A 17,718-nucleotide genomic window follows, 5' to 3' on the forward strand; every position below is an offset into this window, starting at 1 on the left:
AATGTTCGTCTCATTCAAAAAACCTCCGCAACCCCATGTTTTCACATAACTGTTGCGTTGACCAATTGAATCTACAGATGGTTTTCGCCGTAAACTCTACGGCCTGATGTCGATTGCCGCGGTTCTGGGGGCGTTCAGCGCGCTGTCTCAGGCGGTAAAAGGGATCGATCTTTCGGTGGCCTATGCGCTGTGGGGCGGTTTTGGTATCGCCGCTACCCTGGCCGCTGGCTGGGTACTCTTCGGCCAGCGCTTAAACAACAAGGGCTGGATGGGACTCATCTTGCTGCTTGCCGGCATGATCATGATAAAACTCGCCTGACAGACCTCTCGCCATGATTTACAGGCAGCGAAATTCGCTGCCTGTATTACGCTTAGAAAAGCAAAACATGAAGAGGATGGCTGATGTATCGCACATTAAGCTGGCGCAATATTCCCAATGCGAGAACGTTGTTTGCCCTGGTCTTCATGGCGGGCATCGGCTTAATCATCTCCATCGTCGCACTGCTCTATCTATCCCTGCATCTTATCAGCACCAAAACCAACGAAATTGATGAACACCGCACGGCGCTTTCCGTGCAGGGGTCTATTCAGACATCGGTTAACCGCGTCTCCTCTCTGGTGCTTGATAACGCCGTCTGGGACGATGCGGTGCGGGAGGCCTACCGTCCCACGCTTGATACCGACTGGCTGTACAACACCTGGGGTACGGGCTTTAAAATCAATAACCTCTATGACGGCACCTTCATGCTGGATGAGCATTTCAACGTCCTCTGGGGATCGTTTCAAAGCCGGCCCTTTAACGAAAAAAACCTCGACTTCTTTGGTAAAGGCCTCAAAGCGCTTATCGACCAGCACGGGCGCGAGCTTGCGGGCGAAAAAAATATCTATGCGGGGATCAGCCAGACGCGCAACGGCGTGGCCTTTGTCGGCATTGGGCTGATTCGCCCGATGGTCGGCAGCTTACAGGTCCACGACGGAACGCGCCGCTATCTGGTGATTACCCGCCATCTGAACGCCAGAATATTATCCGACCTGGGCGGCACCTTTCAGATCGATAACCTCCATTTTACCCCAGGCAAAATCAACGATCGCAGTATGCCGCTGCACAGTGCGGCAGGGGAGTTAGTCGGATATCTGAACTGGCAGGCGCGGCTCCCGGGCGCACAGGCCGCCCGGGCGGCATCGTCTGATATCAGGCAGATTGTGGTGCTGGTGTCGGGGCTGATTCTGCTCTTCATTCTGGTGAGCAGCGTGGGGCTGTACAAACTCGCGCGCGGCGAAAGCCAGGCGCGTCTGGTTGCAAGAACGGACTGGCTAAGCCATCTGCCGAACCGGCGCGCGCTTATCGAAACGCTTGATCGGGTGCGTTTACGCGGCGATACCGACGTCAAAAGCGTGGTGTTTATCGATCTGGACGGTTTTAAAGATGTGAATGACATCTACGGCCACAGCGTGGGGGACGACCTCATCGTGGCGATAGCGAAAACGCTGAATGAACGCGTGCCGCCGGGCGGGATGCTGGCGCGCATGGGCGGGGATGAGTTTGCAATGACCATCGGCGGTGATGATGCAGAGGCGCAGGCTACCGCCTTTGCCGTTTCCGTGCTGGATTTTCTCACCACCCCGGTTCAGCTGGGGGAACGCACCATCCATATCGGTGCCAGCATCGGTATCGCCAGCGGAACTCTGACGGAATGCAACAGTTCCGAACTGTTTCGCCGTGCCGATATTGCCATGTATCACGCCAAAATGAGCGGGAAAGGGCGTATTACCCACTACGACGCGGAGCTGAACAGCGTCCGGGAACGCAAGCTGGCGATTGAAAATCAGATCCGCAGCGGTCTGGAGCGCGATGAGTTTGAGGTCTGGTATCAGCCGATCGTTGACGCCCGCAGTCAGACAATGAGCAGCGTCGAAGCGCTGGTCCGCTGGCCACGTCGCCCGGAGGGGCCGCTGGGTCCGGATACCTTTATCGCCATTGCGGAGACCAGCGGTCTGATATATAAGCTGGGTCAGTTTGTGTTGCAGCGGGCCTGTGAGGATCTACAGCCGTACGGTGAATTAAAGCTCTCCGTGAATATCTCCCCCGCGCAATTTCGCGATCCTGCCTTCGAAGAAAAAGTGGCCAGCGTGCTGGAGAGCACCCGTTTCCCGGCCAACCGGCTGCAGCTTGAGGTTACGGAGTCGTATGTACTGGAAAATCCGGAGCGAGCCCGCATGGCGATAGCGAATCTTAAAGCGCTGGGTACGGCGGTGGCGCTGGATGACTTTGGCACCGGCTATTCCAGCATTGGCTATTTGCGGCGTTTTAACTTCGACACCATCAAAATCGATAAATCCCTGGCCGGGCTGGTGGATAACGATGAACAGGCGGCCGCGCTGGTGAGCGGTACGGTGCGGATCGCCAATGCGCTGGGCATGGCGGTGGTGGCAGAAGGGGTGGAAACCGAGAAGCAAATGAAACTGCTGCGGCTGGCTGGCTGCGATCAACTGCAGGGTTTTTGGTTCAGCCAGCCGATGCCAATTGAGTCAATCAAAGCGTTACGTAAGGTCAGACGCTGCTGATTTACTGCTGCGCCAGCGCTTCCAGCTGGTCGCGGAAACCGGTAACGGACAAGGCGCGGTTATCGGCGCGCCACCGGTCTTTTGCCGCCGGCGCAGAGCTCTGGACACCAATCAACTGCCAGCCATTGTCGGTTTTCAGCATCAGCGGCGAACCACTGTCACCCGGCAACGTATCGCACTGATGCGAGAGTACGCTGGTTTGCGCCCAGCCCGTCACAATACAGTCGCTGTGCGTATAAAGCGTATCCAGATGATCGACAGGATAGCCTGACTGCGTCACCTTTCGGTCGGCGGCTTTCAGCGCGGCGGTGAGGGCGGCCTTGTCGCCGTCAAATAACGGCAGCGGCGTAATGCCCGAAGGCGGGTAGCGTAAAACGATCAGGCCAAAGTCCCATGAGGCGGCCGCCGGTGGCACTATCCAGCCGTCGCCATCCGGCTTCAGGCGTTTGCCGAGAGACGGATCGACCCGTCCTTCAATGCCGTGGATTTCATAGCGCCAGGTCCCTTTTTGCGACACAAACCGCAAGGCAACCGCTTTATCCGGCTTGCCGTTTGGCGGCGTTAACAGGCAGTGGCCTGCCGTCAGGGCAAGCTGCGGGGTGATCAGCGTCGCGGTGCATAAGTTACCGCTGGCGGTTTCCAGTTGACCTATAGCATCCCAGGGGGCCTGGGTGGGATCGGCGACGCGCGTACGATCGTCATGACCGAAAAAAAGCGTCTTTAGCTCTTTCGCGCTAATGGTGTCATCACCGCCATCATCCGCATGTGAGAATCCAGAAAAAAGACCAAACGTTCCCAGTAACAACACAACAGATTTACGCATATCACACTCTGGTGGGGGTAATTATGATTATTAAAAGTGAACCCTATGAAAATACTATAGACGGGACAGCGCTAAAGTGGGAGTAAAATCAGCGTGCTACAATCAGGAAAGATAAAAATGGCTGGCGATGAGCGCGCATAAAATAAGCAGGATCAGAATCAGCTCAAACCGATAGCGTCGCAGCATACGCCCTCCGGAAATAAAAAAACGGCGCGGAACCTGTTCCGGTTCAGCGCCGGTTTACCAACGTGCCCCGAAGGGCACGGTTAAGCTTGTACTCTTACGCAGCTGGCTGTGCAGCTGATTTAGCAGCTTCGTTTTTTACTGCTTTTTTGTGATGCTTTTTAGCAGCCTGAGCTTTCTGTTCTACAGCCGGTTTGGTCGCTTTTTTGTGGTGCTTTTTAGCAGCCTGCGCTTTCTGCTCTACAGCTGGTTTAGCGGCTTTTTTGTGGTGCTTTTTAGCAGCCTGCGCTTTCTGCTCTACAGCCGGTTTGGTCGCTTTTTTGTGGTGCTTTTTAGCAGCCTGAGCTTTCTGTTCTACAGCCGGTTTGGTCGCTTTTTTGTGGTGCTTTTTAGCAGCCTGAGCTTTCTGCTCGGTTGGTGCTGCGGTTGCTGGTGCAGCGGCTTCTTTTTTCGCTGCAGCTTTGTGATGTTTCTTATGGTGAACCGCTTTTGCTGGCGCAGCGGTGGTGGTTGCAGCAGGCGCGGCAGCCGGTGCGGCAGTTGCGGTAGTGTCAGCAGCAAATGCAGCAGAAGACAGACCCATAGCAGCGGCAACAACCAGAGCTAATACTTTATTCATTCTCATACCCTCGAATTTGGTTTTTCATTTAACCCCACTGCGGGGCCGTTGAAATAACTATATCCCTGTAAATTCGAGGTTTCCGTGAGTGATTGGTATCGGCGTGTAACGGAATGTACAGAGGGGAGGAAAGTGTACGAACAGGCCAAACGCCGCTGCTCGTACGGGCCTCTGTTATTTGTTCAGTGTGGCCAGAATAGCCGCCGGAGACTGGCTGCCTATAATCGACCGTGATTCAGGCTCGATCACCACCATTACCGGGGTGATGCTAATGCCCAGTCGTTCTGCCAGTGCAGATTGCCGCGCGATCAGATCGGAGCAGGCTGTGGTGGTGTCGTTATCCGGTAAAAATCCTGCCATCGCTTGTTGCAGGCTTTTGACCTTATCGGTTGAACACCAGACGCGCCCCATATCTTCAATTACCGAGTCGCGAATGGCGTTGGGCGCAACGGTCAGAAACGACATCGTCAAACCGGCATCCGTATATTGCTTAACGTTTTTCACTACGTTGCTGCAGTAAATGCACTGATTATCAATAAACACCAGCAGCTTATATTTTTCAGCAGGAGCCTGAAACGTGATGGGCTGGAGGTCTGCAAGAGAGCGGGTAATATCGTTGAACGCGTCTTGCGGGGTAGTATCCGTGGCTGCGAAAGTACTTAAACTGGTCGCACACAGAATGGCTAACATCGTTTTCATTATGCCTTTCATCATTCATCCCTTTATTTTTTTAATCCTGACCTGATGGCAGTCTAATTGTGTCGGAAGGACACGCATTCATACACCCGACACAATCATGACAACATGTGCTAAATCATATTCTTATTGAAAAGGGTGAGAAGAGTGCCGGAGCAGGCTCCGGCAGAGGGATTAAAGATAACGGGAGGTCAGATGTTCGCGGAAGTAACGGATATTCAGATCTTCACCCGTCGCCTGGGTGATTAATTGCGACGTGCTGAAGCGGCTGCCGTGCTGCCAGATGTTCTGACGCAGCCACTCAAAGAGTGCGGAAAAATCGCCTTCAGCGATGGAGGCCTGCAGACCCGGCAGTGCGGTTCGGGCGGTATGGAACAGCTGCGCGGCGTACATAGCGCCAAGGGTGTATGACGGGAAGTAACCAAAACCGCCGTCGGTCCAGTGGATGTCCTGCATACAGCCGTTGCGGTAGTTGTCTTTGGTGGATAATCCGAGCCAGGCCTGCATTTTCTCGTCCCACAGGGCGGGAATATCGTCCACCTCGATCTCGCCGTTGATCAGCGCACGCTCAATCTCATAGCGCAGCACCACGTGTGCCGGGTAGCTCACTTCGTCCGCATCGACGCGGATGTAGCCAGGCTTCACGCGCTGGTTCCAGGCAATAAAGTTCTCTTCGCTGAACGCCGCCTGGCTGCCAAAGCGGGCGTGTACCGCAGGGAGAAGATGCCTGAGGAAGGCTTCACTGCGCCCCAACTGCATTTCAAAGAACAGGCTCTGTGACTCATGGATCGCGGTTGAGCGCGCCAGGGCAACCGGCTGTCCTGCCCACGCGCGCGGCAGGTTTTGTTCGTAGCGGGCGTGTCCAGTTTCGTGGATCACGCCAAACAGCGCGCTGAGCAGCTCATCTTCGTCATAGCGCGTGGTGATGCGCACGTCTTCCGGGACGCCGCCGCAGAACGGGTGCGCGCTCACGTCCAGGCGACCGCCGTTAAAATCGAAGCCAAGCATCTTCATGGCTTCAAGGCCCAGCTCACGCTGTGTTGCCGTCGGGAAGGGGCCTTGCGGCGGAATAAACGACCGTTGAGCCTGCTTTTCCACCACGTTTGCCAGCAGGTCCGGGAGCCAGGACTTCATATCGCCGAACAGAACGTCCAGACGCGCGCTGGTCATGTCGGGTTCAAAAATGTCCAGCAGCGCGTCGTACGGCGTACAGCCTTTGGCTTCGGCCCGCAGGCGAGCCTCTTCGCGGCTGAGTTTGACCACCTCTTTCAGGTTGGCGGAAAAACCCTGCCAGTCGTTAGCGGGGCGCTGAGTACGCCAGGCGTGTTCACACTTGCTGCCCGCCAGGGATTTGGCTTCCACCAGCGATTCCGGCAGCAGAGTGGCCTGCTGGTAGTGGCGCGTCATTTCGCGCAGGTTGGCCTGTTCGACATCATTCAGATCTTCACCTGCCGCCGCCGCTAACAGGTCGCCGACTTTTTTATCGGTCAGGATCTGATGTTGCAGGACGCTCATCTCCGCCAGCGCCTCGCCGCGCGCGGCGCTGCCGCCCGGCGGCATCATCGTGAACATATCCCAGCTGGCGATGGAGGAGAGATGGGAGAAGCGGGAGAGACGCTGGAAGGTGCGGGTGAGTTGTTGGTAGTTATTGTTTTTCATGAAGTCCTCGTGTCTGAATCAGCCGATGACAAAAATTAGCATCGGCTTGATTTAAACACGAAGGCGCTGGAATGTTAATGCAGACGTTTATGCAAACTGGTGCCCACCAGCAGCGCCGCGCACAGCACCAGTGCGATAAACCCGCCCACGCCGTTCCAGCCGTAGTTATGCCAGAACACGCCGCCGAGGGTCCCGGCGATGCTGGAGCCCAGGTAATAGCTGAACAGATACAGCGATGATGCCTGGCCTTTGGCGCGACGCGCGCGCGGGCCAATCCAGCTGCTGGCGACCGAGTGGGCGGCGAAGAACCCGGCGGAGAAGAGCAGCATCCCGGTAAAGATGAACCACAGCGAGGATAATAGCGTCAGCAGCAGGCCGAGTAACATCACGCCCGTGAATACCAGCAGTACCGGCCCGCGTCCATAGCGTGCGGTCATCGCCCCGGCTTTCGGCGAGCTCCACGTGCCGGTGAGATAGGCCACAGAAAGCAAACCGACAACGGCCTGATTCAGATGCCACGGCGAGAGCATCAGGCGGTAGCCAATATAGTTAAACAGCGTGACGAAGGCGCCCATCAGCAGGAATCCCATCAGAAACAGGCGCGGCAAACCTTTGTCGCGCCAGTGCAGGCGGAAGTTGATAAACAGCGTTTTCGGGCGCAGCGATGTCGGGCGGAAATGACGCGATTCCGGTAGAATTTTCCAGAACATCAGCGCTGATGCCAGCGCAAAACACCCGATTACCGCCAGCGCAATACGCCAGTTAAAGAAGTCCGTAAACACCCCGCTCAGCAGGCGTCCGCTCATTCCGCCAATCGAGTTCCCGCTGATGTAAAGCCCCATAGAGAAAGCAACAAAGCTCGGGTGGATCTCCTCGCTGAGGTAGGTCATCCCGACCGCCGCCACGCCGCTGAGCGAGAGCCCAATCAGCGCGCGCATCACCAGAATACCGTGCCAGCTGGTCATCATGGTCGAGAGTAACGTACAGACCGACGCCAGCATCAGCGCGGTTACAATCACCGGTTTACGGCCAATGGCGTCGGACAGCGGCCCGGTAAAGAGCAGGCCAATCGCCAGCATGCCGGTAGAAACAGAGAGCGAAACGCTGCTGCTGGCAGGCGATACGCCAAACTCATGAGAGAGAACGGGCAGGATCGGCTGAACGCAATAGAGCAGGGCGAAGGTCGCCAGACCGGCGGAAAAGAGCGCCAGCGTGACGCGCATAAATTGGGGGGTACCACGTTTAATGAACTGGACCGGCTGCGGTGCTGCGGGTAAGTCATTGATATCGCTGGCCGGATCGATATCAATAGTCGTTGTACGGCTCACACAATTTCCTTGCTTAAACATCCCCGTGATTTCTGGTGACGGGTATGACCACCTGTTTAGGGTAGGAAAATGTAAATATTCTGTCTAATATATTAATAATCTCAAATGATACTTTAAAAATATGAATATCGAGCTGCGTCATCTTCGCTACTTTGTCGCCGTCGCCGAGGAGCTGCATTTTGGCCGCGCGGCGGCACGGCTGAATATCTCTCAGCCACCGTTAAGCCAGCAGATTCAGATCCTGGAGCAGCAGGTCGGGGCGCGCCTTCTGGCCCGCACCAACCGCAGCGTGAGCCTGACGGCGGCGGGTAAACAGTTCCTGATCGACAGCCGACAAATTCTGAGCATGGTCGATGACGCCGCCGCCCGTGCAGAACGGCTCTATCTCGGGGAAGCCGGAGAGCTTCGGATCGGGTTTACCTCGTCCGCGCCGTTTATCAGCGCCGTCTCGGAGACCCTTTCGTCATTTCGTCGCCACTTTCCGGATGTTCACATTCAGACGCGCGAAATCAACACCCGCGAGCAGATTGCGCCGCTGAATGAGGGAGCGCTGGATCTGGGGCTGATGCGTAACACTCAGCTGCCGGACACGCTGGCGTGGGAGGTTATCCTGCGCGAACCGCTGATGGCTATGATCCCGCACGATCACCCGCTGGCGTCGCGTCCGGCGGTCTCGCTGGCAGAGCTGGCAAAAGAGCCCTTTGTCTTTTTTGACCCGCAGGTCGGGACGGGTCTGTATGACGATATCCTGGGGCTGATGCGCCGCTACGATCTTGCCCCGGTCATCACTCAGGAGGTAGGGGAAGCGATGACCATTATCGGCCTGGTCGCGGCCGGTCTGGGCGTATCTATTCTTCCGGCCTCCTTTAAGCGGGTGCAGCTGCGCGAAATGCACTGGGTGACCATCGCCGAAGAGGATGCCGTTTCCGAAATGTGGCTGGTGTGGTCAAAACACCGTGAACAGAGCCATGCCGCACAGCGCTTCAAACAGCAGCTAATGAGCGCCTCTGCCGGGCGGCATTTTCACGCAAAAGAGGGTAAAAATGTGCGGTAAATCACATGGCTAAGTAAATATTTGACGACGGCCATGCAAGTGCTTCACCATAGCAAACAGTTTATTTCGAAGCTCGAAAATAAGGGAGTACGAGGTGGTTGCTGATAGTCAGCCAGGGCATATCGATCAGATTAAGCAGACCAACGCTGGCGCGGTGTATCGCCTGATTGATCAGCTTGGTCCGGTTTCGCGTATCGATCTTTCGCGCCTGGCACAACTGGCACCTGCCAGTATCACCAAGATTGTCCGCGAGATGCTGGAAGCGCACCTGGTTCAGGAGACGGAAATTCAGGAGCCAGGCAGCCGCGGTCGTCCGGCTGTCGGGCTGGTGGTTGAAACGGAAGCGTGGCACTACCTGTCACTGCGCATCAGCCGGGGGGAGATCTTCCTTGCGCTGCGCGACCTGAGCAGCAAGCTGGTGGTGGAAGACCGGCTTGAACTGCCGCTCAACGCGGAGGAACCGCTCCTCGACGCGATTGTCTCGCATATCGATCACTTCTTTATCCGCCATCAGCAGCGGCTGGAACGCTTAACGGCGATTGCCATCACCATGCCGGGCATTATTGATACCGAAAACGGTATTGTTCACCGCATGCCGTTTTACGACGATGTCAAAGAGATGCCGCTGGGCGAGGTGCTGAAAAACCATACCGGCGTGCCGGTCTATATTCAGCATGACATTAGCGCCTGGACGATGGCGGAGGCGCTGTTTGGCGCGTCGCGCGGCGCGCGGGATGTGATTCAGGTGGTCATCGACCATAACGTCGGGGCGGGCGTGATTACCGACGGACGTCTTCTCCACGCCGGGAGCAGTAGCCTGGTGGAAATCGGTCATACCCAGGTCGACCCGTACGGCAAGCGCTGCTACTGCGGAAACCACGGCTGTCTGGAGACCATTGCCAGCGTGGAAAGCGTGCTGGAGCTTGCGCAGGTCCGGCTCAGCCAGTCCATGAGCTCCTCGCTGCACGGACAACCCCTGACGGTGGATTCCCTCTGCGCCGCCGCGCGCCAGGGCGATTTGCTGGCGAAGGACATTATTACCGGCGTGGGGAATAACGTTGGCCGTATACTGGCCATTATGGTGAACCTCTTCAATCCGCAAAAAATCCTTATTGGCTCACCGCTGAGCCAGGCGGCGGAGATCCTCTTCCCGGCGATTTCGGCCTGCATCCATCAGCAGTCGCTTCCCGCCTACAGCAAAAATATTGCGGTAGAAAGCACCCAGTTTTCCAACCAGGGAACCATGGCCGGCGCGGCGCTGGTCAAAGATGCCATGTATAACGGCTCGCTGTTGATCCGCCTGCTGCAGGGTTAACTCTTTTCCGCAGATGTAAGAAAAATTGCGCTATCTCAAGCCGGGTAGCGCACGCATCCCGTAGACTTCCTCCACTGAATTATTTACCTGGTTTATATTTTCGAAGCATACCCAAGAGGTGGAGTGAGTCATGCTTAAGCGTTTCTTTGTTACTGGTACTGATACCTCTGTCGGCAAGACCGTCGTATCCCGCGCATTGCTGCAGGCGCTGGCAGCAAGCGGTAAACGCGTGGCAGGGTACAAACCGGTCGCAAAAGGCAGTAAAGAGACGCCAGAGGGATTGCGTAATAAAGACGCCCTGGTGCTGCAAAGCGTCTCGTCGCTGGAACTGCCTTATCACGCGGTCAATCCCATTGCGTTAAGCGAAGAGGAGAGCAGCGTAGCGCACAGCGGCCTGATTAATTATCCCCTGTTGTCCGACGGCCTGGCGAACCTGAGCGAAAAGGTGGACCACGTGGTGGTGGAAGGGACGGGCGGCTGGCGCAGCCTGATGAATGATTTGCGCCCGCTGTCCGAATGGGTCGTGCAGGAACAGCTTCCGGTGGTAATGGTGGTGGGTATCCAGGAAGGGTGCATCAACCACGCGCTGCTGACGGCCCAGGCGATTGCCAATGACGGCCTGCCGCTGATTGGCTGGGTAGCAAACCGCATCAACCCGGGCCTGGCGCACTACGCCGAGATCATCGACGTGCTGAGCAAAAAGCTGCCCGGGCCGCTGGTGGGTGAACTGCCTTATCTGCCCCGCGCCGAGCAGCGCGAGCTAGCGCAGTACATCGATCTCTCTGCCCTCGGTGGCGTGTTGACCGTAGACCGAGTCGTGGCGTAACGTCCGCGACAGCACGGACGCCACCACGCAGGCGACCAGCAGGCCGGGCAGTAAAAAATACTGCCCGGTCATTTCACAGACCATCAGCGCCGACATAATGGGCGCATGCGTGGTCGCGGCAAGTAGCGTTGCCATCCCCGCCAGCCCCAGCAAAATCGCCGTCTCAGAGCCCGGCAGCCACAGCGCGAAAAGCTGCGCGAACAGCATTCCTGTTGCCATACCGACAAACAGCGTGGGCGTAAACACCCCACCGGGCGCGCCCGATCCGCTGCTCGCCAGTACCGCCAGCAGTTTACAGATGAACACCCCGGCAATCACCGACAGCAGCGGCGGGGCGAGCAGAAAAGCCTGAACCGCGCTGTAGCCATTCCCCCACACCTTCGGTGTGAGAAGAGACAGCAGCCCGACGATCGCACCGCCCAGCGCCAGCTGCCACGGCGGCGAAAGGTTGAGGCGCAGGAAAAGCCCGTGGCTGACGTCCATCAGCCACATCAGCAGCGGTCCGCAGAGGCCCGCCACCAGCCCCATCGCGACGAGAAGAGCATAATCGGCCGCGGTAAGGAGGCCGCTCAGATGGACCGCGTAGAGCGTACCCGCGCCCGGTGCCAGGAGCTGCGTCGTAAGAAGCGCCACCACCGCCGCAATCACCACGGGGCCGAGCGAGGCCAGCATCAGCGTGCCAAACAGAATTTCCGCGATGAACAGGCTTCCGGCTAAGGGCGCGTGATAGGCGCTGGCCATCCCGGCGGCGGCACCGCAGGCTATCCATAATTTCCATTCGGATTTGGGCGTAAAGCGCCGGGCGAAAAGGGAGGCGGCGAGGGCGGCAAGCAGGATCATCGCCCCTTCACGCCCGATGGCGCTTCCGCTGGCCACGACCAGCAGCGAGGCAAGGGATTTCACAAGGCTGGCGCCGTAGTCAAACTGGCCGTCTCCGGTCTCCAGCGCTTCCATGTAATCGGTGGGGGCATGAGGCCGCTGCGCGGTCAGACGCTGCCATCCCCAGAGCAGCAGTCCGGCAGCCAGCCCACCCAGCGCTGGCGTCAATGCGCGTCGCCAGGGCGAGAGCGACGCGGCCGCATTCACCAGGCTGCCGCTGTCGTTGCTGAGAAGCAGCCACTCCAGCAGGTACATGCTGTGGCGGAATACCGCAACGGCGAGCGCGGCCAGCACGCCGGTGACGGTGGCAATCAGCAGGCGACGAAACATCGCGCGGATATCGGGGTAGGTATGAAGACGTTGCATGGGTCGCGTTTTAACGGGGACGATACGATATTGTGGCGGGAAATCGCGGGGTTAGCAAAAGGTCTGCGTGCGAAAAAGCCGGGCGATGCCCGGCCAGAAAGGTTAGCTGTCGCTATGAATATTCAGCGCCCGGCGCGTGCGTCCGGAGCTCAGGTACTCGGCAATATAGTCCTGCGAAATCTCGCCGTTGTAGCGACCGTCCTCATCAACAATCGGCATCCAGCTGGTATTACTCTCATACAGACGTGAAAGCACCACGCGCAGGTTGTCTTCCGCCTTGCCGGTCATGCGGAACGGATGGAGAATGTCGGCGCAGGTACCGCTGGCGTTACGCGCTTCGCGACGCTTCACAAAGCCCAGCGGTTTGCCGTGCTCGTCAACCACCGTAACGGCCCGAATGTCATTATCATCCATGGTCGCAAAGGCTTCGGGAAGCGGAGTAGAGCCCCGCACCGTAATGGTCGGCTGCTGGTCAGTCACGTCGCCCGCCGATACCAGCAGCAGGCGCTTCAGCGTCCGGTCCTGACCGACAAACGAGCCGACAAACTCATTCGCCGGTTTCGCCAGCAGCTCATCCGGGCTGGCGCACTGCACGATTTTCCCCTGACGGAACACCGCAATACGGTCGCCGAGCTTCAGGGCTTCGTCGATATCGTGGCTGACCAGCATGACGGTTTTTTTCAGCTTGCGCTGCATCTCCAGGAACTGGTTCTGGATCACCTCGCGGTTGATCGGGTCCACCGCGCCGAAGGGTTCATCCATCAGCAGTACCGGAGGATCCGCCGCCAGGGCGCGGATCACGCCGATACGCTGCTGCTGGCCGCCGGACATCTCGCGCGGGTAGCGGTTGAGGAACTTATGCGGATCCATCGCCACCATATCCATCAGCTCTTCGGCGCGGGTTTTACAGCGCGCTTTATCCCAGCCCAGCATGCGCGGCACGACGGTGATGTTCTCTTCGATGGTCATGTTCGGGAACAGGCCAATCTGCTGGATAACGTAGCCAATGTTGCGGCGCAGGGTGACGGTGTCCATCCCGCTGGTGTCTTCACCGTTGATCAGGATTGTCCCGCTGCTTGGGGTAATGAGGCGGTTAATCATCTTCAGGGTGGTGGTCTTCCCGCAGCCGGAGGGGCCGAGCAGGACGCACATTTCCCCTTCGGGTACGGTCAGGTTAACGTTGTCGACGGCCTTAAAGGACTGGCCGTGCTTCTGTGAAAATTGTTTGGTGAGGTTTTCCAGTTTTATCATTATCGAATCCCCTTTGGAGTCAGAACCACCTGCAGACGGTGCAGCAGCCAGTCGAGCACAATCGCTAAAAGACAAATCATCAGCGCGCCCGCAATCAACATGCGAATATCGCTTCCGCCGATGCCGTTGAGCAGCAGCAGGCCCAGACCGCCCGCGCCGATCACGGCGGCAATCGCCATCACGCCGATATTCATCACCACGGCGGTGCGGATCCCGCCGAAAATCACCGGCAGCGCCATCGGGATCTCGACCCAGCGCAGACGCTGCCAGAAGGTCATGCCGATGCCGCGTCCGGCTTCGCGCAGGCCCGGCGGCAGGCTGTCGAGCGCCGTATGGGTATTACGCACAATCGGCAGCAGCGAGTAGAGAAACACCGCCGTAATTGCGGGCAGGGCGCCAATACCCTGACCGATCAGCGAAAACAGCGGGATCATCAGGCCAAACAGGGCGATGGACGGAATGGTCAGCACGATGGTGGCAATCCCCAGCACCGGCGTTGCCAGCCACTTATGGCGGACAATCAGAATCCCCAGCGGTACGCCGATGATGATGGCTAAACCTACGGCCAGCGCCACCAGCCACAGGTGCTGAAGGGTGAGGGTTAAGAGGTAATCCCAGTTGTCCAGAATGTAGTGAATCGTCTCCATAGCGCCTCCTACAGCAGCTGTTTGCTACGCAGGAAATCGCGGGCGACCTGCTGCGGTGACTGATGGTCGATATCCACCTTCTTGTTCAGCTCGGTGATAACGTCGTTGTTAAGTTGCGCCGAGAGGGTGTTGAGCGCCTCTTCCAGTCCGGGGTTGGCCTCCAGCGTGTCCTTACGCACCACCGGCGTCACCGCGTAGCTCGGGAAAAAGCCTTTATCGTCTTCCAGTACCTTGAGGTCGAAGCCTTTCACGCGCCCGTCGGTGGTGTAAATCAGGCCGGCGTCGACGAAGCCGTCGCGCACCGCGTTATAGACCAGACCGGGGTCCATCTGACGGATTTGCGGGCGGTCCAGATCCATCTTGTAGGCCGCCTGCAGCGGCTTCATGCCGTCGCTGCGCCCGGCAAATTCCAGGTCCAGGCCAAGCAGCCAGTTTTTGTCCGGGTTGGTTTTACGGACCTGCTCAATCTTCGCCACCATCTCCGACATGGTGTCGATGTGTTCCGCCTCGGCGCGCTTGCGCTTCATGGCGAAAGCGTAGGTGTTGTTCATGTCGGCGGGCTTGAGCCAGACCAGACCGTGCTTCGCGTCCAGGCGTTTCACCGTCTCATAAGACTCCTGCGGCGACATGCGCTTGTTGATGTGGTTAAAGATGATCAGCGACGTGCCAGTGTACTCCCAGGTCATATCAATCTGCTTGTTGATCATCGCGTTGCGGGAGATCACCGTGGCAATGTTGGTTTGCGGCTGGACCTGAAAACCTTTCTTTTGCAGGTACTGCACGGTCATCGCCGAGAGAATATGCTGCTCGGTAAAGCTCTTGGTCGCCAGAATCAGCGGGGCCGCCATCGCCTGGCTGGTGAACAGCGCCGCGGCACACAGCGCCGTCAGGCCGGAAAACAGTCTCATAGAAGCTCCTTGTTATAGTTATCGAGCGAGATGGGGACTCATTACGCGACCCAGCGCCGCCAGCAGGGTATCGAGGATCAGGGCGAACAGGGCGGTGGCCGCCGCGCCGAGGATCAGGGTCGGGAAATCGTTCAGGTAGATACCGGGGAAAATCAGCTCGCCGTAGCTGCTGGCCCCAATCAGGAACGCCAGCGGCGCGGTACCGACGTTAATGGCGGTGGCGATGCGGATCCCCGAGAGCATGACCGGCCAGGCGGCTGGAAGCTCAACCTGACGCAGACGCTGCCATTTGGTCATCCCGATGCCGTTTGCCGCTTCCAGCAGCGACGGCGGTACCGAGCACAGCCCGGCGTAGGTATTGCGCACGATTGGCAGCAGCGAGGCGAGGAACAGGGCGATGATGGCGGGCGTATCGCCAATGCCAATCACCACCATCGCCAGCGCCAGTACGGCCAGCGGCGGGAGCGTGTTGCCGACGTTAAAAATTTGCATCACATATTCGGCGATACCCCGCGCGGCCGGGCGGCTCAGCAGAATGCCGGCTGGAATACCGACCAGCAGGGCAAAAAGCATCGATGAGAAAACCAGAATCATGTGCTGTTGCCCGAGATAAACCAGGTCAACCTGGCGCGCCCTTATCGTTTCCAGCCCGATGCCCCAGACGAGGAGGGCGAGGACCACGATAATGGCGCCGACAAACAGCAGCGAACGTTTGAGTAATGGGTGCATTGCGGTGTGTCTCCCTGTGCGCATGCGTTATAGCAACCACCGGTTGCCTGTTGTTATGCCATGATTCGGCAGGGGTATTTCACCTATAGCAAGCGTTTGGGAAGGGTTCCAGCGAAGGGGTAAAATCAGTAACCCTATGAAAACAGTGACAACCTTGGGTTAGGCCTTATGGCATAAGGGCTGATTGAGGGTCAGACAGAATAGTCCTAAAGCGAATTTTTAGATGTGACGGTGTCACATCTAAGGAGCTCATACGCCGGATATCGGTCATTAACTTCAGAGAGAGGCACGAACCCGTCGAACCCGCGTCGAGACGGTGATAATTGAAACGATAGCGACCACGGCGAGCATCAACCCGAGTGCCAGCATGGCGTTAAACCCGATCCATCTGAACAGCAGCAGCCCCGCGATACCGCCCGAAATAAACGAGAAAAGGGTGGTTAAGTGGGTTGTCAGCTGGCTTTTTTGCGCCGCCGTATCTTTGGAGTAATCCCTGCGCAGCATCGCCACCAGTACCGAGGCCAGGGATATCCCCGCGTCCGTCAGCGTGCCGGTAATGTGCGTTGATCTCACCCGCCCGCCGGAAAGCTGCGTGGAGGTGGAGTTATGAATGCCCATTAGTCCGCACAGAAAAAGAATAATCACGCGGTTGCTGGTGAGGGCATGAAAATACATCTCGTAGAAGGAGACGCCGGTCAGTAATAACCCTTCGACAAACAGGATCTGGCAAAAAACCAGCCTGACGTTATGAATAATGCCCCATATCACAATCATGCGCGCAATAATGGCGCCTGCGACAAAAGAGAGAATAATCGAGCCGAAGAAAATCATATCGCTCAGATCGGTGGAAGAGACTTCGCTCGATAACTGTGAGGTGTTGCCGGTCATGTGTGAGGGGAAAAAACCAAATGCCCCGAGAGCGATGGCATTCAGCAAACCTGCCGAGGTCGCCAGCCAGAGAGCAAGCCGGCGATCCTCCTTATGCGTTCGTTCTTTCTTGAGTCTAATCAGCAAGAATACCTCCAGATTGAGCTTTGCCTGAATATTCAGGCTAGCAAAGCGGCGCAACGGGCTGTCCAGGATATGGCTTAATTATTATTCCCTCTGACGACTTTCAGGGTTTAGTAATTAATTAAAATATCCTTACTCAAAATGGGGTCGAGAATACTTTAAATCATGCCGTTATTTCCGTGACGCAAAAACGCCGGTCGCTGGTTAAGGCGTTCAAACCAGGCCTCGATCGCGGGCACGTCGGGCTTATCAAAGGGCGTCATTTTCCAGCGATTCACCGACAGCCCAAGCACCACGTCCGCAAGGGTAAACGTCTCGCCCGCCGCAAAGGCGCCGGTGCGCTGCAGCTGGATTTCCAGGATGGTGATGCAGTGGTTCCACTCTTTTATTCCCGCCGCAATACGTTCAGGATCGTTAAAGTCCGGGTTTTTACGCCCCAGCGCCGGGAAGACATAGCGCCAGGCGTTGTTAAATTCGGTCGCCTGCCAGTCCATCCAGCGCTCGACGTTGGCGCAGGCCTGCGGTTCTGCGGGCAGCAGATCGTGACGTCCGGCCTTGCGCGCCAGGTAACGGCAGATGGCGTTAGATTCCCACAGCACGAAATCGTCATCGATCAGCACCGGCACCATGGCGTTGGGATTCAGCGCGCGGAAGGTCTCCGTTTCCGTTGAGGCAAAACCGCTGCCGTAATCTTCCTGTAGATATTCGAGGCCTGCTTCTTCGCAGGTCCAGAGCACTTTACGAACGTTAATGGAGGTGGTTTTGCCGAGGATGGTGATCATTGCGCAGGTGTCCTTTAGAGGATTGAATTGTCTAAAAACAATACACCAGTTGCGCGGGGAAGGTTGGGGCAAAATTT

16 protein-coding genes and 1 pseudogene are annotated in these 17,718 nt (G+C 57.4%); 5 read left to right on the forward strand and 12 right to left on the reverse strand.

What is annotated here, in order from left to right; all coding sequences use genetic code 11:
* Nucleotides 1-64: 64 nt before the first annotated feature.
* Together mdtI and QMN93_RS21530 are read left to right on the forward strand one after the other, a co-directional pair.
* A pseudogene (mdtI, locus tag QMN93_RS21525) lies at nucleotides 65-319 on the forward strand (multidrug/spermidine efflux SMR transporter subunit MdtI); the annotation flags it as partial.
* An 83-nt stretch (nucleotides 320-402) separates the two neighbouring features.
* Nucleotides 403-2,565: a bifunctional diguanylate cyclase/phosphodiesterase gene (locus QMN93_RS21530; protein WP_064672388.1), complete on the forward strand. Its 2,163-nt coding sequence runs from the start codon at nucleotides 403-405 to the stop codon at nucleotides 2,563-2,565.
* Between the two features lies 1 nt (nucleotide 2,566).
* Here the strand turns inward: QMN93_RS21530 and QMN93_RS21535 are convergent, their stop codons facing one another.
* From QMN93_RS21535 to QMN93_RS21555, 5 genes are all read right to left on the reverse strand, one after another.
* Nucleotides 2,567-3,388, reverse strand: a complete 822-nt coding sequence (locus tag QMN93_RS21535) for a serine protease (RefSeq protein WP_033145374.1) — start codon at nucleotides 3,386-3,388, stop codon at nucleotides 2,567-2,569.
* Nucleotides 3,389-3,668: 280 nt separating this feature from the next.
* Nucleotides 3,669-4,190, reverse strand: a complete 522-nt coding sequence (asr, locus tag QMN93_RS21540) for an acid resistance repetitive basic protein Asr (protein ID WP_323619990.1) — start codon at nucleotides 4,188-4,190, stop codon at nucleotides 3,669-3,671.
* 174 nt (nucleotides 4,191-4,364) lie between these two features.
* The gene (locus QMN93_RS21545; RefSeq protein ID WP_226852627.1) at nucleotides 4,365-4,889 is read right to left on the reverse strand and encodes a thioredoxin fold domain-containing protein; all 525 of its coding nucleotides are present in this window, start codon (nucleotides 4,887-4,889) and stop codon (nucleotides 4,365-4,367) included.
* A 171-nt stretch (nucleotides 4,890-5,060) separates the two neighbouring features.
* Nucleotides 5,061-6,545 (reverse strand): carboxypeptidase M32, encoded by a 1,485-nt coding sequence (locus QMN93_RS21550; protein WP_264884920.1) that lies wholly within the window; start codon nucleotides 6,543-6,545, stop codon nucleotides 5,061-5,063.
* 74 nt (nucleotides 6,546-6,619) lie between these two features.
* On the reverse strand, nucleotides 6,620-7,873 hold the full coding sequence (locus QMN93_RS21555; protein WP_193139162.1) for an MFS transporter: 1,254 nt from the start codon (nucleotides 7,871-7,873) through the stop codon (nucleotides 6,620-6,622).
* A 121-nt stretch (nucleotides 7,874-7,994) separates the two neighbouring features.
* On the opposite strand from QMN93_RS21555, the gene QMN93_RS21560 reads away from it, so the two are divergent.
* The 3 genes from QMN93_RS21560 (at nucleotide 7,995) to bioD (ending at nucleotide 11,068) form a co-directional block, all read left to right on the forward strand.
* Nucleotides 7,995-8,927, forward strand: a complete 933-nt coding sequence (locus QMN93_RS21560; RefSeq protein ID WP_069302734.1) for a LysR family transcriptional regulator — start codon at nucleotides 7,995-7,997, stop codon at nucleotides 8,925-8,927.
* A gap of 94 nt (nucleotides 8,928-9,021) precedes the next feature.
* On the forward strand, nucleotides 9,022-10,242 hold the full coding sequence (gene mlc / locus QMN93_RS21565; RefSeq protein WP_023311510.1) for a sugar metabolism global transcriptional regulator Mlc: 1,221 nt from the start codon (nucleotides 9,022-9,024) through the stop codon (nucleotides 10,240-10,242).
* A gap of 130 nt (nucleotides 10,243-10,372) precedes the next feature.
* Nucleotides 10,373-11,068, forward strand: coding sequence for a dethiobiotin synthase (gene bioD / locus QMN93_RS21570; RefSeq protein WP_023311511.1), 696 nt, complete (start codon nucleotides 10,373-10,375; stop codon nucleotides 11,066-11,068).
* Here bioD and clcB read toward each other — a convergent pair.
* From clcB to QMN93_RS21605, 7 genes are all read right to left on the reverse strand, one after another.
* Nucleotides 11,003-12,313 (reverse strand): voltage-gated ClC-type chloride channel ClcB, encoded by a 1,311-nt coding sequence (gene clcB / locus QMN93_RS21575; RefSeq protein ID WP_193139163.1) that lies wholly within the window; start codon nucleotides 12,311-12,313, stop codon nucleotides 11,003-11,005. The two genes, bioD and clcB, sit on opposite strands and share 66 nt — an antisense overlap.
* Before the next feature lie 102 nt (nucleotides 12,314-12,415).
* The gene (gene osmV / locus QMN93_RS21580; RefSeq protein ID WP_064672397.1) at nucleotides 12,416-13,564 is read right to left on the reverse strand and encodes an osmoprotectant ABC transporter ATP-binding protein OsmV; all 1,149 of its coding nucleotides are present in this window, start codon (nucleotides 13,562-13,564) and stop codon (nucleotides 12,416-12,418) included.
* Complete coding sequence (gene osmW / locus QMN93_RS21585; RefSeq protein WP_006808875.1) at nucleotides 13,564-14,211, reverse strand: osmoprotectant ABC transporter permease OsmW; 648 nt, start codon at nucleotides 14,209-14,211, stop codon at nucleotides 13,564-13,566. The genes osmV and osmW overlap by 1 nt, the downstream gene beginning before the upstream one ends.
* 8 nt (nucleotides 14,212-14,219) lie before the next feature.
* Entirely contained in the window at nucleotides 14,220-15,119 is a 900-nt protein-coding gene (gene osmX, locus QMN93_RS21590; RefSeq protein WP_193139164.1) for an osmoprotectant ABC transporter substrate-binding protein OsmX, read from the reverse strand.
* An 18-nt stretch (nucleotides 15,120-15,137) separates the two neighbouring features.
* The gene (gene osmY, locus QMN93_RS21595; protein ID WP_069302737.1) at nucleotides 15,138-15,848 is read right to left on the reverse strand and encodes an osmoprotectant ABC transporter permease OsmY; all 711 of its coding nucleotides are present in this window, start codon (nucleotides 15,846-15,848) and stop codon (nucleotides 15,138-15,140) included.
* Between the two features lie 276 nt (nucleotides 15,849-16,124).
* A complete protein-coding gene (locus tag QMN93_RS21600) occupies nucleotides 16,125-16,862 on the reverse strand; it encodes a YoaK family protein (protein WP_069303907.1) in 738 nt (245 codons plus the stop codon).
* A gap of 155 nt (nucleotides 16,863-17,017) precedes the next feature.
* Nucleotides 17,018-17,641 carry a glutathione S-transferase family protein gene (locus QMN93_RS21605; RefSeq protein WP_193139165.1) on the reverse strand — a complete coding sequence of 208 codons (624 nt, stop codon included), beginning with the start codon at nucleotides 17,639-17,641 and terminating at the stop codon, nucleotides 17,018-17,020.
* Nucleotides 17,642-17,718 lie beyond the last annotated feature (77 nt).

The sequence above is a fragment of the Enterobacter sp. R-1.6.2 genome (assembly GCF_035064085.1).
Lineage (GTDB): Bacteria > Pseudomonadota > Gammaproteobacteria > Enterobacterales > Enterobacteriaceae > Enterobacter > Enterobacter asburiae_B.

What these genes read in the sequence shown, in the direction of transcription:
- QMN93_RS21550 (WP_264884920.1), bottom strand. Translation starts at nt 6,545, where the DNA reads ATGAAAAACAATAACTACCAACAACTCACCCGCACCTTCCAGCGTCTC.
- QMN93_RS21605 (WP_193139165.1), bottom strand. Translation starts at nt 17,641, where the DNA reads ATGATCACCATCCTCGGCAAAACCACCTCCATTAACGTTCGTAAAGTG.
- QMN93_RS21545 (WP_226852627.1), bottom strand. Translation starts at nt 4,889, where the DNA reads ATGAAAACGATGTTAGCCATTCTGTGTGCGACCAGTTTAAGTACTTTC.
- bioD (WP_023311511.1), top strand. Translation starts at nt 10,373, where the DNA reads ATGCTTAAGCGTTTCTTTGTTACTGGTACTGATACCTCTGTCGGCAAG.
- osmY (WP_069302737.1), bottom strand. Translation starts at nt 15,848, where the DNA reads ATGCACCCATTACTCAAACGTTCGCTGCTGTTTGTCGGCGCCATTATC.
- asr (WP_323619990.1), bottom strand. Translation starts at nt 4,190, where the DNA reads ATGAATAAAGTATTAGCTCTGGTTGTTGCCGCTGCTATGGGTCTGTCT.
- osmW (WP_006808875.1), bottom strand. Translation starts at nt 14,211, where the DNA reads ATGGAGACGATTCACTACATTCTGGACAACTGGGATTACCTCTTAACC.
- clcB (WP_193139163.1), bottom strand. Translation starts at nt 12,313, where the DNA reads ATGCAACGTCTTCATACCTACCCCGATATCCGCGCGATGTTTCGTCGC.
- osmX (WP_193139164.1), bottom strand. Translation starts at nt 15,119, where the DNA reads ATGAGACTGTTTTCCGGCCTGACGGCGCTGTGTGCCGCGGCGCTGTTC.
- QMN93_RS21530 (WP_064672388.1), top strand. Translation starts at nt 403, where the DNA reads ATGTATCGCACATTAAGCTGGCGCAATATTCCCAATGCGAGAACGTTG.
- osmV (WP_064672397.1), bottom strand. Translation starts at nt 13,564, where the DNA reads ATGATAAAACTGGAAAACCTCACCAAACAATTTTCACAGAAGCACGGC.
- QMN93_RS21535 (WP_033145374.1), bottom strand. Translation starts at nt 3,388, where the DNA reads ATGCGTAAATCTGTTGTGTTGTTACTGGGAACGTTTGGTCTTTTTTCT.
- QMN93_RS21560 (WP_069302734.1), top strand. Translation starts at nt 7,995, where the DNA reads ATGAATATCGAGCTGCGTCATCTTCGCTACTTTGTCGCCGTCGCCGAG.